The sequence below is a fragment of the Daejeonella sp. genome, from assembly GCF_030684675.1.
GTDB lineage: Bacteria > Bacteroidota > Bacteroidia > Sphingobacteriales > Sphingobacteriaceae > Daejeonella.
Genome location: NZ_JAUXXZ010000019.1, coordinates 1 through 15,971 on the forward strand (window position 1 = coordinate 1; position 15,971 = coordinate 15,971).

Sequence of the window (15,971 nt, forward strand, 5' to 3'; positions counted from 1 at the left end):
ATTTGAATGAATCTGCTGCTTTTTTTGATTTTGCTGGCACTGGTCCCGGTTTTAAACCGGGAGAATCGTCCTTCGCAAAGGCTTATCTGATATGAACGGTTTTGGAACAGTGCTCCGGGCTTACAACCGTTCATAAATTACAGGCATTGCCGATTGGAGGGATCGGCATTCCGGGATTTGGCAGGAAAGGCGCACTTAATCCTTGCACAAACTTTAATAAATTACCTCAGTTAAGTAATCCGGAGAAGTGGTGCAGATCCATTCGTTTGTTCATTGCCATTGATACGGCTCGGATTACACCGATAGGATTAAGTGTGGATTTACAACAAATACCGGGAAGCCGCGGCTCTTTTGCTTACTTTTCCAGCTGAAGGGAAAAGTAAGTGCCCTTCCGCCGCAAAGGCGGACTAATTTCATAACTAAGCATAAATTTTATTTTTACCTGGAACTGGTATTTAGTTATTCATCGAAATACCTGCTTAAAATTTAACATTCATCCTGTGTTTTCTGTGGATGTTAAATTTTATTCATTATTATTATATCATAAATAAAATGAAAGGTATGTCTATATCTGAAAACACAAATCGCAGAGATTTTATAAAATCTACCGGCACTGTATTGGTAGGAAGTACGATCGGCCTCAATCTGGCATTTCCATTGCAGGGATTCCCGAAAAGTAATGATGTATTAAAGGTTGGTTTGATTGGATGCGGGGGAAGAGGAACCGGTGCTGCAAGTCAGGCATTAAAGGCAGATCCTAATGTCATACTTACTGCTATGGCAGATGTATTTCAGGATCGTCTGGATCAATCCTATGACATTCTGCTAAAGGCAGTTCCCGATAAAGTTAAAGTTCCAAAAGAGAACAGATTCGTAGGCTTTGATGCCTATCAGCGGCTGATTGATTCGGGTGTTGATGTTGTACTATTGACCACACCGCCAGCCTTTAGACCTGAGCAACTCACTGCTGCAGTTAATGCCGGTAAACACATATTTTGTGAAAAACCGGTTGCGGTAGATGCCCCTGGAGTAAGAAAAGTACTTGCCGCAGCTAAAATGGCCAAGGAGAAAGGCTTGTCGCTCGTTTCAGGATTTACGTTCCGCTATGATCTTCCCAAAAGGGAGTTGTTCGGAAGGGTACAGAACGGAGAGATTGGAGAGGTTAAAATGGTCAATTCAACACGCAATGGTGGCGGACTTTGGAATTTCGATCGTAAACCGGAATGGACTGATATGGAATATCAAATGCGTAACTGGTATTATTACGACTGGCTTTCAGGAGATTTTATTGTGGAGATGGTTGTGCATAATCTGGATATGATGACCTGGGCAATTGGCAGTCAGATGCCAATAAGAGCATTTGGTACCGGTGGAAGACAATCCAGAGTTGAAGAGAAATTTGGTAATATCTATGATCACTTTGCTATAGAATTTGATTTTGCCAATGGTGTTAAGGGCTATAATTTTTGCCGGCAGCAGGACGGATGTGCATCCAAAAACTCAGTTGAAATCATAGGTTCTGAAGGCACAGCCTTTTATCAGGGTAATGTCCATAAGATCAGCGGAAAAAATAACTGGGAATATCAGGGTGAAAAGAAAGATATGTACCAGATTCAGCATAATGAGCTATTTGCCTCCATCAGAGCGGGTAAGCCGATGAACGATGGGGAAATGATGGCTAACAGTACGATGCTTGGAATTTTGAGCAGAATGGTGGCATACAGTGGGCAGTCAATTACCTGGGAACAGGCTATAAATTCTAATCAGGTTCTCGGACCAGATTTTCACAAGTACGATTGGGATTTGAAATGGCCGGTTCTTCCTCCTGCGATACCGGGAGTGACTAAGGTGGTATAAGGTTTGTCTCGAAAAGACGCAAAGACGCGGAGCGAATGACAGAAAACGAAATATCGCTTATAATTGTAAACACGGCCTACCATGTTCATTATACCCTTGGGCCAGGTTTGCTCGAATCAGTGTATGAAGAAATAATGTATTATGAGCTGTGCAAACAGGGATTTCATGTTGAAAGACAACAAAGTATTCCAATAATTTGGGACGAGTTGAAAATGGAAATTGGTTTTAGAGCAGATTTAATTGTTGAGAGTAAAGTCATTGTTGAATTGAAATCAGTCGAAACAATTGCGTCAGTTCATCCTAAGCAATTGCTGACTTATTTAAAAGTGACGGGGATCAAGCTTGGATTACTAATTAATTTCAACGAACCTTTTATTAAAAATGGAATAACCAGAATTGTCAATAATCTATAAACCTTTGCGTCTTAGCGTCTTTGCGAGACCATTTTAAAAACACCATCATTAACAATTTATAATTTGCATTACAAAGATTGAATTTTAAAAAAAATTACCTCTCGCAAAGACGCTAAGACGCAAAGCGAGAAACCAAATGCAATGAATAATACATAAACCTTTGCCTCTTTGGGGGGTTGAAACCAAAAGCAACAAGAATTATAGAATGATTTTAAGACTGAAAAAACAAAATATGAATAACCCGTTAAAGAAGGGACTAATGTTCCTTAGTGTTCTGCTGATTAGCAGCCAGATATCTTTTTCACAGGAAACCTTGTTTGAGTTTGGTACATCAACCAGTATGGATGCTGTGCTTTCCAAATCAAAAGCAAAGGAAAGCAAACTGAAATGGGTGAATGTCAACACAACAAAAGAGACCTGGAAAGTGATGAAGGATGGAACCCTTTCAAATACAGGCCTTCCGATCGGGGTTATTCGTTCTGAAAAACAGTATGAAAATTTCATTTTACATGTGGAGTGGAAGCATATGGAAGCAGGAGGTAATTCCGGAGTATTTGCCTGGAGCGGTGCTAAGCCAGTGGGTAAAAACCCCCTTCCTGATGGTGTAGAAATCCAAATGCTCGATCTTGAGTGGGTTGACCTCAATATAAGGGATGGTGTAAAACCTCCAATCGCCTATGTGCATGGTGAACTTTTTGGTGTACAAGGTGTAAAAACAATAGCAGATAATCCAAGAGGCGACAGAAGCAAGTCGATCGAAAATCGTGTGAAAGGCAAGGGTGAATGGAATACCTATGATGTTGTTTGTGTAGATGGTGTGATTAAGCTTTCAGTTAACGGAAAGTTTGTGAACGGTATCAGCAAATCCACCCAAAAGAAAGGATATCTCTGCCTGGAATCTGAGGGCGCTCAGATTTTCTACCGAAATCTTAAAGTTATTGAACTAGCACCCGGAGTAACCTCCGCAGAACAAACTGCAGCTTTGCTTCCTTAATTTGGCAGCTTGAAAATTTAAATGCTTTTTAATTTTCAATGGCATTTCATTTCTGATTATAATTTTGCGTAATGCTATCTGCTGCCATTGATTAATTTATTTTAATGAAAAAGTATACCCTTCTGTTTTTTACCCTGCTAATCATTGTGTCCTGTGTTCTGGGAATGAAGTCAGGAAAATTGCTGAATTTTCCAAATAGGAATACCGGTTTGATTACAGAAGATTCAGTGCTTTCATTCACTAAGAATAAACCCGAAAGTAAACCTGCTGATAATAACCGTACAAAAGCTATTAATATTCCTGACAGCAGTCGCTTTACCCGAATTGTACTTGTCCAGGGTTTCGATGAACCTCTGGGAATGGCAATTCTTCCGAATAATGATGTTTTGCTCGCCGAGCGTAAGGGTAGCGTGAAAATCTATAACAGAGAAACAAAGCAGGTAAAAACCATCACCAACTTTAATGTGTTCAGTGGCATAGAGGATGGGCTTTTGGGTATTGCGATAGATCCTGATTTTAGTAAGAACCGTTGGGTCTACTTTTATTACGCTGTAGCAGGCGACCGTCCAGTAAATCGTTTGTCGAGATTTGAATTGCTTGGCGATGCGTTGGTTCAAAACTCAGAAAAGGTTCTGCTTGAAATCCCAACTCAGAGAAAATATTGCTGCCACTCGGCAGGATATATTTCATTTGATTCAAATGGATTACTCTATTTATCGACAGGTGATAATACCAATGCCGAAGAAACAGAGGGTTATACCCCGGTTGATGAGCGATCAGGCCGTGAATTGGCAGACGATCAGGCTACAGCTGCAAATACCAATGATCTGAGAGGGAAAATTTTGCGAATCAAGCCCCTTGATAATGGGGACTATGCCATTCCTGAGGGGAATTTATTTCCGCCCGGAAATCCGAAAGCCCGCCCTGAGATTTATATCATGGGATCCCGAAATCCTTACCGCTTTAGTGTGGACAGGAAAAATAATTATCTGTATTGGGGAGATGTTGGCCCTGATACTAAAGTAATAGGTGATGAAGGGGAATTGATGAGTTATGATGAGATAAATCAGGCACGCAAGCCCGGCTTTTATGGCTGGCCTTATTTTCTAGGAAACAATCAGGCTTTTCCCAAATATGATTTTGAAACAAAAACTTTGGGCCCTAAAAAGGATCCTGCAAATCCGATAAACGATTCTCCGAATAATACAGGTGAACGTGTATTGCCACCGGCACAGGCAGCGATGATCTGGTTTGGGAAAAAGAACTCTAAAAATTTTCCTTTGCTCGGAAATGGAGGAGCTTCTGCAATGGCAGGGCCTGTATATTATGCTGATCTTTTTCCGAATGCATCGTATAAATTGCCAAATTATTATAATGGCAAATTATTTATATATGAATGGATCAGGGGCTGGATAATGGCTGTAAGTTTGGATAAGAATGGAAATTATCTCAGCATGGAGCCTTTTTTGGAGCATATGAATTTTAAAGCCCCGGTAGATATGCAGTTTGGTAACGATGGTGCATTGTATGTACTGGAGTACGGTACAAACTGGTTCTCCAAAAATATGGATGCAAAACTGGTTCGTATTGAATATCAGGAAGGTAACCGAAATCCGGTAGCAGAGATACAGACTGATAAGCAATATGGAGCAAGTCCTTTTTCTGTACAGTTTTCGGGTAAAAAATCAATCGACCATGATCGGGAGGATAAATTATTTTATACCTGGCATATAGACAATAAGGAATTTAAGGGCCCAATTGTTAATTATACATTTACTAAAGTTGGAGCCCATACAGTATCCTTAACTGTTACTGACAACAAAGGTGGCCGCGGGATTGCCAATACACAAGTATTCGCTGGAAACACCCCTCCGGAAGTTCAGATATCAACATCTGCCAATCGCAGCTTTTACTGGGATAATTCCTTGTTTGATTATAATGTAATGGTGAAGGATAAGGAAGAAACAGCAATAAAGTCCGAGAGTATCAAAGTTACTTTCGGCTACCTGCCCCGGGGGAAAGATGTAGCTGTTATTTTAACCCAAAATCAGGATGCTGGCAATTTCAACTATTTGAAGGGGCAGCAGCTGACTGCTACTCTGGATTGTAAATCCTGTCATTCTGTCGACAAAGCATCGGTTGGCCCAACATATCTGGCTATCTCAGAGCGATATTCCCAAAAGCAGGGTGCCCTGAGCTATCTTACTGGTAAAATTATCCAGGGAGGTAGCGGAGAATGGGGTGAACGTGCGATGATACCTCATCCTGAGCTTCCTGAATCTGATGCTGAGGAGATAGTTAAGTACATATTCTCCTTGACTGATAAAGCAGGAGGTAAGCGTTCGTTAAAAGATGAAATTGTTTTAAAAGAACATATCGGGAAAGGAATAGATGGTCTTTACCTTTTGAATGCGACCTATACCGATCGGGGTGCGAATGGAATAGAACCCCTGCAAAGCCGTGACTATATTACTTTACGAAATCCATTTGTTCAGGCAGAAGATTTTGATGAAGGGAATGTCCGCTTGGGAACCATCACTACAGATTTTCTTACCTATGCAACAAGTATAAATCATAATAGTTTTATACGCTTTAATTTCATTGACCTCAGGAATGTTAAACAATTGAAATACAGGGTTCGGGCTCAGTCGGGGGGAGTAATTGAAGTTCATCATGGAAATAAAAATGGTCCGCTGATAAGTTCAATAAAAATTCCAGCCAGAATAACTGGCTCTCAGGCTCATTGGACTGAAATTGTAGCAGATCTCAAAGAAACGAGAGGAGTGCAGGATTTGTATTTTGTATTTACTGATGAAACCGGAAAGAAGAATTTATTTGATATAGACTGGATCTATTTTGGCAATGATACATTATAGATAAAAACTATATTGCTTATAAACCTATCAAAATAAAGACCTGAACTTATTTCAGCCAAAGTGTTTGTCATAATATAAGATCATCCGGGAAAGCTTGCTGTATACCCGGAATATGTAATGACCATTGAAAAATTACATAAGCAGCCGCAAAATTTGACTATTTTTCATAATATTTACCTGTTTGTTCAGGAAAGACCAGACCATATTACCATTAGAACATTTATAATGCAAAAACTATTTCTGATATTCTTTTCAATTTTAAGTATCCAGGCTATGGCTCAAAAGGCGGATCCGGTGTATGCCATAATTATTAAAGGCGGACATGTTATCGATCCAAAGAACAGTATTAATGAGGTGATGGATGTCGCAATTGATAAGGCGGGGAAGATTGCTTCCGTTTCAAAAAATATTGATCCTAAATCAGCCGCCAGAGTGGTTAATGCGAAGGGTTTATACGTCACTCCGGGTATCATTGATATGCATACGCATAATTTTGCGGGAACCGAGCCTGATAAATATTTAAGGAACAGTTATTATGCCAACCAGCCCGATGGATTCACTTTTCGTGTGGGTGTAACTACGGTTGTAGATGCAGGAAGCGCGGGCTGGCGCAACTTTGAAAAGTTTAAAGATCAAACGATTGACAGGGCAAGGACCCGGGTTCTCGCATTTCTCAATATTGTGGGTGAAGGTATGGCCGGGGGAGCAATAGAACAGGATAATAATGATATGGATGCGCGTAAAACTGCAGATATGGCTTTAAAATATAAAGATCTGATTGTTGGTTTTAAGGTAGCGCATTATAATAAACCGGATTGGGTTCCAATTGACCGTGCGATCGAAGCCGGGAAAATTGCAGGGAACATTCCGGTTATCGTTGATTTTGGTGGCGGGGGACTTTCATTGGAAGAACTGACATTGAAGAAATTCCGTCCGGGAGATATTTATACCCATACTTATGGTGGAGGTGGTAATGACCGCGAAGCCATCACTGATCCTGTAAGTGGAGATCTTCGTCCTTTTGTATTTGAGGCAAGAAACAGAGGGGTTATCTGGGACGTGGGTCATGGTGCTGCTAGTTTTTCATTCAAACACGCTGTTCCGGCAACCAAGGCAGGCTTCTTTCCGGATGTGATCAGTACTGATCATCATGGCGGAAGTATGAATTCGGCAATGAAGGATATTTTGAATGTGATGAACAAATTTCTTACCCTTGGCATGGATGTTCCTGCAATTATCAATTCAGTGACATGGAAGCCTGCACAGGTTATTCACAGGGAGGAAATCGGAAATCTTTCTGTGGGTTCTGAGGGTGATGTAACTGTTCTGCGGATCCGAAAAGGAAAGTTTGGGGTTTTTGATCAGATGGGCGAGAGGCTGCAGGGCAGGCAGCGCTTTGAATGTGAAGTTACGGTGAAAGGCGGACGGGTATTTTATGACTTGAATGGGTTAACCTATCCGCTGCCAAGAGTAGCCGGCGGACTTCCGGCCCTTTAATTTAAGAAACAGATGAACAGGAGAGAATTAATAAAAGGCCTGAGCCTATTGCCTGTTGCAGGTGCGGTTTCAGGATCCGGCATAGAATCTGTCTTTGCCGCGAGCCCGGTAATGGCCAGGCAGCCAGGCAAAAGTATTTATGAGGCCATAGGTGTTCGTCCGCTGATCAATGCAAGGGGTACAGTCACGGTGGTTGGCGCAAGCCAGATCCTTCCTGAAGTGCAAAAAGCAATGGATGAAGCGGTTAAGGAATATGTTCAGATTGATGAGCTCATGGATGCGGTGGGTGCCCGTTTGGGGGAACTGACCGGCACAGAGTTCGGTTATGTCAGTTCGGGTGCTTCGGCTGCGATTACGGCTGCTACTGCAGGTTGTGTAACCGGGGGTGATCCTGATAAGCTATGGATGATTCCTGATCTTACAGGTATGAAGGATGAAGTGATAATTCCTGCTTATTCCCGTACAGCTTATGATGCAGCTGCAAAAGCTGTCGGAGTGCGAATGGTAGAGGTAAATACCCTTGATGATTTAAAAGTGGCAATCGGTCCGCGTACGGCAATGATACTTGTTCTTGCCGGTGGACGTTCAGAGAACGGACCCCTATCAATCAAAGAGATAGCATCCATTGCAAAACCTCTTGGTGTGCCAATTTTGGTTGATGCTGCAGCCGAAGTACTGGAAGTTCCTAATCCGCATATTGCCCAGGGTGCCGACCTTGTTGCATACAGCGGGGGTAAATATATCCGCGGTCCGCAATGTGCAGGCTTATTATTGGGGCGTAAAGACCTGATCATTGCATCCAGAATAAATGCCGGACCACATCATGGTTTTGGCCGTGGATTTAAGGTTGGCCGTGAAGAGATTATGGGCATGCTTGCGGCAGTAGAAACCTGGTTCAAGCGTGATCATGCTGCAGAATGGAAGACCTGGGTATCTTATGGAAATCACATCATACAGCGTCTGGCGAATGTAAAGGGAGTGACCACACAACTGAGCGAGCCCAAAGGAAGAAGTAACCGTGCTCCTTCTGTGACTATTAACTGGGATAAATCAGTAATTCCGTTGACCGGCGAAGATATGGAGGGACTTTTATGGGATGGTACTCCACGCATTGCTGTGAGCGGAGCAGGAAGTTTCCTTCCGTTTCCACCTAATTTGCAGCCTAATATCAGTATTCATACTCCGGCACTACAACCTGGCGAAGAAAAAATAATTGCCGATAGGGTGTATGCCCTATTAACCAAACCTCCAATGATCAAGCGAGTTGCCGGTGAGGCTTCTTTTGACCTTAGCGGGCAGTGGGACCTTAAAATGAAATTCTCTGCCAGTACAGTAGATCAGACCTTGATCATTGAGCAAAAGGGTAATGAATTTATCGGAACACATATTGCCAGTATAGGCTCCCGCGACCTTGACGGGACGCTTCATGGTAAACAGATTACGATACGGAGCTCGTATACCAAAGATGGTGTTCGTATTAATTACACATTCACAGGAACTGCCGAAGCAAATACGATGCAGGGAAAGGTGAGCCTGAGTGAGTATGGAGATGCTGAATGGACAGCCAAACGACATGAATATCGTCCGGCAGGTGCAAGACGTAGCAGAGGATAATTTTAAAATGGGTACTTATGTTTTGGCTTTGTGCAATTTTATAAAGATGAACTGATATGCGGCCTATAAGATCTGTTCTATTGCTTACTTGTCTGAGTACTCTGGTCTTGTCATTCACCGGTGCCTATGATGCACAGCCACAGGATTGGAAAGCTCCGGCATGGGCAGATACTTTATATAATCCATATCATATTGAGCCTCTGACATTGCCACAGGCTCAGGAGATATATAATTTATACTGTATTTCCTGCCATGGTAATCAGGGACAGGGTTATCCGCTGGAACATACCAGTCAGCAGGTGCCTGATTTTAAGGACGATGTGCTTATGAGCCAAAGCGATGGAGCTTTATACTGGAAGTTAAGAGAGGGTAAAGGCATTATGCCAGGATTTAAATCCAAACTATCGGATGAGCAGCAATGGCAGCTTGTTGAGTATATCAGAGACCTTTCAAAGCCCTTTCATCTTCAGAAAAATCCATTTAAATCGCTTAATAATTGATTAAAAATACTTTATTACTTAAATTGAATTATTCACAAATTATCAGACTATGAAGAAGTTAATTTCATTTGGTTTTGTCCTGACCTTGCTTATTGCAGATTCTTCTGAGCTTTTAGCTCAGCCAGGAACGAAAAGTATCATTTATGCAGGTTCATCTTCGGCGAGAGGAAGTAAAGGAATCTATGTTTTGGAATTCGACCAGCAGAAAGGTACACTCAAGGAATTGCAAACAGTGACTGAGGGTAGCAGCCCCGGCTTTTTAGCTTTCAGTCCGAATAAAGAGTTTTTGTATTCAATTTATGGTAAGGGTACCCTTGAGGATGGGAATGGTGCGGTTATGTCATTTAAAATAGATCCTTTTACAGGGTTCTTAAAAAAAGTGAATGAGCAATCTGTAGGAGGTAAAGGACCAGCCCATATCAGTATTGATCCAAAGGGCAGGTTTGCATATACAGCCAATTATGGCGATGCAAGTGTAACTGTATTTCCGATAAATTCGGATGGCACGCTGGCTAAAGCCTCTGATTATGTTAAGCATACCGGTAGCAGTACTAATCCACAGCGGCAGAAGGAGCCACATCCACACTCCAGTATTCCATCCGCCGATGGTAAGTTTTTGTACGTTTCTGATTTGGGCACAGATAAGATTATGATTTATGAAGTTATGAATGGTGGAAAATTAAAACCCGCTGCTGTTCCGTTTGTACAGGTAGCTGCAGGTTCAGGTCCCAGACATTTTAAAATCCATAAGAACGGCAAGTTTGCCTATTCTGTTGATGAATTATCCAATACTATTGTTGCCTTTAAAGTGAATAAGAAAACCGGAGCTCTTACGATTATTGAGCGTTTAAGCATGCTTCCCGAAGGTTATTCCGAGGTGACTTATGCCTCTGATGTTCATTTCTCGCCGGATGGCAAATTTATTTATGCTACGAACAGAGGGCATGAAAGTGTCGTAATCTATGGTGTTAACGCGAAGAACGGAAAATTAAACATAATTGGACATGAGTCGACCGGAGGGAAACATCCGAGAAACTTCATGATCAGCAAGTCGGGCGAATATGTCCTGGTAGGTAATACAAACACCGATAATGTGGTAATTTTTAACAGAGACAATAAAACCGGCTTGCTTAAACCTAATGGGGTTCAGTACACTATTCCGGCTGTGAGTTGTTTGATTGAGTTGTAGCATCAGCTTATTGGTAATCATTAATCATTAATGTTGCTTGCAGGGGTTTGCACACTCTTCTGGGGTTGGTCTGGTGGGTTGCCCTGTAGTCGGTGATGATAGGACTGCACAGACAATTGTTCAATGTAGCCAATATGACCTTATCTTGCTCCGAAAGGTAAATGATTGAGGACTCCATCATACCATGTTCGTAGATCTTTCGATCAAGGTGTATTTTGATCGAAGGATCTAAAAGGGAAGTGATATGCAGAACTATACTTGCCTGCTCCTGATTGAAGAGCTTAGTTAACCTGAGTTCGATATTGGAAGGGAAAAAATATGGTTATGATTGGTCAGATAATGCTCTAGAACTACAAAGATTTGATTTTGAAAATCAATACCTGTTTGTTATAGGCTGGTTCAGTCCTTTCCTTCGGAGTATTTCCGGCATGAAATCGCGTTTTGGTTCAAATTACGAATAGCCGGAAGATACCTCCTCCGGCAAGGTTTATTTTACCTGGGGCTGTTTCCCTGTGGTCGGTGTTATCATCGACCACAGGGAAGGAACTGAATTATTTCAGAATAAATTTTACCTGAATATTAGCAGTAACATTAATCTTTTCAAATTCAATTTTTGGAATGTTGGCTAGAGACACCTCCTGCATGGAATTAGTGCCTCTCAGGGTTATTCCTGCTACACGCCCCTGGAGTTGCTGATTCATGTAGTAGGGCTCATTATCAGATATCTGGATAGCTGAACCAATATTTTGTTGTAGTGGTTTCACAATTGCCAGTGCTCTGGTTCTGGCATTTTCCACTGCTTTGGTCCGGATTATATTTTTGATATTTTCTAAATTTGAGTGAGTTACCTTTTCAATAGAAGTATTGGAGATCCCCAATTGCTCAAGGTTAATAAATACCTTGCTGGCAGTCAGGCCGTCGCTTACTTTTAACATATATTGTTTAGTTTTCAGGATGTCTTTATTTTTTAAAAGATAGGACTTGAAATTGCTTGATATGTCGGTTGTACTCAGGTCTTTATCCAGGTCAATCCCCAGAGTCTTTAGAGCATTAACCATTTTTATTTCCAGATCCTCAACAGAAACTTTATCCTTTGAGTCTTTCTCTGCAAGCAGAATCTTAATAGAGATTTCGTTTGGAGTAACCAGAGAATCTGCGCTGCCTGTTACTTCAAGATAGGGTTGATCAATAAAATTTTTTTGCTGAGCCATTCCGCAAAGGGATATGAAGATCAAACAAATAATTAGGGATAAATTTTTCATAGTCTTGTGTTTAAGTTTATAAAAATAGGATTAAAACGATCTTATACAAGTTCCATTCAGCTCGTTTTGGTCAAGGGCCAGGTACCCCGTTCCCTCTGGTTGGTGTTATCACCAACCAGCCTTAATTTACAGATGATCCATATAATGAGTAATAAGAGGATTGTGTTCGTTCAAATAGTAGTATTGAGCTGATGAGAATAAATAATCTTCTGGTAATTTACATAGTCCGGCTTTAACCGGATTGAAATGTATGTAGTTTATTTTTTGTTCAGCCACAGCTCTTGTTAATATTCTGGCCCTGTATGCCCTGCGTTCCCAGAAATGAAACTGTCTGTCACTTTGTGTGCTGGTATAATGAGTTAGTTCATTTGGGTGGTTCTCAATCAAGTTGAACTTTATTTGTTGTGCGGTATATTTAAGAAAACTCTGCTGAACATTTTTTTCAATCCAGTCATTTTGCTTACGCCAAAGTATATGCATGTGATTTGGCATAATTACATAGGCATAGAGCCATATCCGTTCATCCTTTACCAGGAATTCAAGGCTATCAAGGATTATCTGCTTGTGTTTATCTTCTTTAAGTAAGGTCTGCCAATTTAAGCAGGTAACAGTGAAGAATTCTATGTCTCCGTGATTCATAATTAAACTTAAAAAAATGGGAATCATGATGTTTCCAGGAATGAGTAAGCGGTAGGTTGCACTGAGTATTCGGGGGATTGTGGTCGTTAGTGGTCGGTGATAACACCGACCACAGGGGTAATTATAAAAAAGCACACGCGACACGCATGCGCTAGCCAGGGTTATCACCAACCAGCCTATCACGACCAACTCACCATACCGGGTTATCCCTGATTGGAAGTTTGGCAAATTTTTCAACCTCGATAGCGGGGCAGCCAAAATCCTCGACTACTTTTCCGAGGATCAGATAGCAGCCCTTTCCTCTGAAAGGATAGGAAGGAGTAGTATTCGGAAAATGAACAGTATCCAGGAATTCGCCCTCTGCATCCAGAAAAGTGCCGAACCACATTTTCTTATTGTTTTTTGTGCGGACTGTCTTTTCGCAGACGTAATTGCCAGCTAACCGGATTGTTTTGTTGAGGTGCTTTGATAAATCTTTTGCTGCAACATCCCCGCGGTAATCTGATTTCATCAGGTCGAACATACTCATGCTTATCGGATAACCTAATAATTCGAGCTCATTATAGGCATCTTCCAGTATCGAGCTTTCCAGTTCGGGCAGATAGAGTTCTTTCGCTTCGGTACAGAACAGTTCGGTATCCTGTTTAGGCACAACTTTGCTGCCGAGGTAATTATACACTTCCCATAGCAGCTCTTTTTTGTTCTTTCCGCTAAAGCTGAAAGCCCCGATGCGGATCAGGATAATGGCCTGATCGAGTGTGATTCCGGTTCGTTTGATAAAATCGGCAAGGTCGCGGTAGGGGCCATTGGCGTCCCGCTCAGCCTGGATAAGCTCGAGGTATCGGCTTTCGAGTCCCTGCAGGCCAATAAAACCCAGCCATGCATCTTTACCTCTGATCCTAACCTTCGCTTCACTATTGTTTACACAGGGTAAATGCACCTGGGCACCCGATTTCTGTAGCTCATGAACATAGACCCAGCGCTGGTAAAAGCCGCCGTAATTATTCAGTACAGCTACCATAAACTCCATGGGATAATAAGTTTTGAGAAAGAGGCTCTGATAACTCTCTACAGCGAATGAAGCGGAGTGTGCTTTTGAGAAACTGTACCCAGCAAAAGATGAGACCTGCCGCCAGACTTCTTCGGTAGTTTTCTCATCTCTTCCAATTTCTTTGGCACGGTCAAAAAATCGCTGAACCAGGCGATCGAATTCCTTTTTAGAACGATATTTCCCGCTCATACCCCGACGCAAAACGTCGGCATCTGTCAGGTCAAGCCCGGCATAATGGTAGCAGATCTTGATCACATCTTCCTGATACACCATCACGCCGAATGTCTCATGGAGATGCTCTTTCATCACCGGGTGCAGGTATTTTACATTTTCGGGATCATGGTAATTGCTGATATAAGTCTTCATCATACCCGAAGAGGCTACTCCGGGACGGATGATGGAGCTTGCGGCAACGAGTGTCAGATAACTTTCACATCCTAATTTTTTCAGCAGTTGCCGCATGGCAGGCGATTCGATGTAAAAGCAGCCGATGGTTTTCCCTGTTTTTAATTTTGCATTGATTTTCGGGTCCTTCATAAAGGAGCTAACCGCATGGATATCCAGTTTTGTTTTCTGATTTTCGAGGACGAGCCGGACCGCCTCTTTGATATGTCCGATGCCTCTCTGGCTCAGGATATCGAATTTTTCATATCCGATGGCTTCGGCTTCATACATGTCCCATTGCACGGTAGGCATGCCCTTGGGTGGCAGATCCAGTGCGGTATAATAGGTAATCGGTTCTTCCGAGATCAGCACACCTCCTGCATGGATAGAACGTTGATTAGGCATATGCTGCATCATGCTCTGAATGGCCAGTATCTTAGCGAAAGTCGGGTTGTTCCAGTTCTGCTCCTGTTTTGTCGGGTCGGTAAAACTGTCTATTTCCTGAGCCGGCAAGCCCATCACCTTGCTGATCTCCCGGATGATGGATCGGTCTTTAAAGGTGCTCATCGTTCCCAGTAATGCAGTGTTATTGCTGCCGTAACGTTTAAATATATAGTCCTGCACATCTTCCCGTTCATCCCAGCTGTAATCGATGTCGAAGTCGGGCGGACTACTCCGCTGCCGGTTCAGAAAGCGTTCAAAATATAAGTCGAGTTCTATCGGATCCACATCAGTGATGCGCATGCAGTAAGAGACGATGCTGTTTGCCCCTGAGCCCCTTCCAATATGGTAATAGCCCCTGCCCATCGAATAACGGATGATATCCCATGTGATCAGAAAATAAGCAGAGAAATGCAGTTCATTAATAACCGCAAGTTCTTTCTGTACCCGTTTTAAAGCTTCCCGGTTCGAGCGGCCATAGCGGTATTCCATTCCTTCAAGGGCGAGTTTTTCGAGTAGGGCTTTATCATCTTTTGCCGATCCGGTAAATGTTTTCCGGTTCTTGGAACCCTTTTCAAAGCTGCTGCTGCAGTCGTTCATCAGCTTCCCGGTATTACTAATAATGAAGGGATAGCCCTCATAACGTTTTTTCAGCTGATCAGGGGGCAGGAACACCTCATCCTCATGGCAGCAGTCATTTTTCCCGATCTTGGAGAGCAGGGTGTTCAGGTCTATCCCCCTTAAATAGGTATGCAGGCGATGCTCTATTTTATTGCTGAAAGTCACGCTATGCAGAGCCACAATCTTTTCCCTGATCCCTGATAAGGGCTTCCCGAAAAGGCTGTTCAGATCCCGGTAGGGGATACCCAGAAATTCATTTTCTTTCAGAGCCCTGTGTTCAGAACTGTATGGATATATGATGTAAACATTCTGAAAATCCCAGGGATTGTCGGGCAGCTCCAGACTGTTGAGCTTGTAGAAGCTAAGGAAGTCATTCAATTCTTTCATGCCTTCCCTGTTGCGGGCTATCCCGATAAACAGAAGTCCGGATGATCTCCTGAACTCAATACCTGTGATGGCTTTGATCCCCTTTTCCTGGCATTCCCTGATGAATTCCATCGCTCCCGTCGAGTTATTGATATCGGTAAGCGCCATTTGTTCTATCCCCATAGTTTTAGCCTGCTCTACTAGTTTTTCGACAGGGAGGGTGCCGTAACGCAAACTATATTGTGAATGAACATTCAGGTACATGGC

12 protein-coding genes are annotated in these 15,971 nt (G+C 42.4%); 9 read left to right on the forward strand and 3 right to left on the reverse strand.

The genetic code is table 11. The features are described from left to right. Window positions 1–101 precede the first annotated feature (101 nt). The 9 genes from Q8M41_RS03145 (at window position 102) to Q8M41_RS03185 (ending at window position 10,940) form a co-directional block, all read left to right on the forward strand. Window positions 102–371, forward strand: a complete 270-nt coding sequence (locus tag Q8M41_RS03145; RefSeq protein ID WP_305363790.1) for a hypothetical protein — start codon at window positions 102–104, stop codon at window positions 369–371. 190 nt (window positions 372–561) lie between these two features. Beyond that, a complete protein-coding gene (locus tag Q8M41_RS03150; RefSeq protein ID WP_305363791.1) occupies window positions 562–1,857 on the forward strand; it encodes a Gfo/Idh/MocA family protein in 1,296 nt (431 codons plus the stop codon). A gap of 35 nt (window positions 1,858–1,892) precedes the next feature. Then, window positions 1,893–2,270 carry a GxxExxY protein gene (locus Q8M41_RS03155; RefSeq protein WP_305363792.1) on the forward strand — a complete coding sequence of 126 codons (378 nt, stop codon included), beginning with the start codon at window positions 1,893–1,895 and terminating at the stop codon, window positions 2,268–2,270. Between the two features lie 232 nt (window positions 2,271–2,502). Next, a complete protein-coding gene (locus Q8M41_RS03160) occupies window positions 2,503–3,264 on the forward strand; it encodes a DUF1080 domain-containing protein (protein ID WP_305363793.1) in 762 nt (253 codons plus the stop codon). 104 nt (window positions 3,265–3,368) lie between these two features. Beyond that, window positions 3,369–6,140, forward strand: coding sequence for a PQQ-dependent sugar dehydrogenase (locus Q8M41_RS03165; protein WP_305363794.1), 2,772 nt, complete (start codon window positions 3,369–3,371; stop codon window positions 6,138–6,140). Window positions 6,141–6,365: 225 nt separating this feature from the next. Then, the gene (locus Q8M41_RS03170; RefSeq protein ID WP_305363795.1) at window positions 6,366–7,637 is read left to right on the forward strand and encodes an amidohydrolase/deacetylase family metallohydrolase; all 1,272 of its coding nucleotides are present in this window, start codon (window positions 6,366–6,368) and stop codon (window positions 7,635–7,637) included. 12 nt (window positions 7,638–7,649) lie between these two features. Further along, the gene (locus Q8M41_RS03175) at window positions 7,650–9,251 is read left to right on the forward strand and encodes an aminotransferase class V-fold PLP-dependent enzyme (RefSeq protein ID WP_305363796.1); all 1,602 of its coding nucleotides are present in this window, start codon (window positions 7,650–7,652) and stop codon (window positions 9,249–9,251) included. Window positions 9,252–9,307: 56 nt separating this feature from the next. Continuing rightward, on the forward strand, window positions 9,308–9,751 hold the full coding sequence (locus Q8M41_RS03180; RefSeq protein WP_305363797.1) for a cytochrome c: 444 nt from the start codon (window positions 9,308–9,310) through the stop codon (window positions 9,749–9,751). Between the two features lie 49 nt (window positions 9,752–9,800). Next, window positions 9,801–10,940, forward strand: coding sequence for a lactonase family protein (locus Q8M41_RS03185; protein WP_305363798.1), 1,140 nt, complete (start codon window positions 9,801–9,803; stop codon window positions 10,938–10,940). A gap of 551 nt (window positions 10,941–11,491) precedes the next feature. Here the strand turns inward: Q8M41_RS03185 and Q8M41_RS03190 are convergent. The 3 genes from Q8M41_RS03190 to Q8M41_RS03200 all read right to left on the reverse strand — a co-directional run bounded on the left by Q8M41_RS03190 (window position 11,492) and on the right by Q8M41_RS03200 (window position 15,968). Beyond that, window positions 11,492–12,202, reverse strand: coding sequence for an SIMPL domain-containing protein (locus Q8M41_RS03190; RefSeq protein WP_305363799.1), 711 nt, complete (start codon window positions 12,200–12,202; stop codon window positions 11,492–11,494). A gap of 126 nt (window positions 12,203–12,328) precedes the next feature. Beyond that, window positions 12,329–12,841: a transposase gene (locus Q8M41_RS03195; protein ID WP_305363800.1), complete on the reverse strand. Its 513-nt coding sequence runs from the start codon at window positions 12,839–12,841 to the stop codon at window positions 12,329–12,331. A gap of 190 nt (window positions 12,842–13,031) precedes the next feature. Next, window positions 13,032–15,968: a DNA polymerase III subunit alpha gene (locus Q8M41_RS03200; protein WP_305363801.1), complete on the reverse strand. Its 2,937-nt coding sequence runs from the start codon at window positions 15,966–15,968 to the stop codon at window positions 13,032–13,034. Window positions 15,969–15,971: the final 3 nt, after the last annotated feature.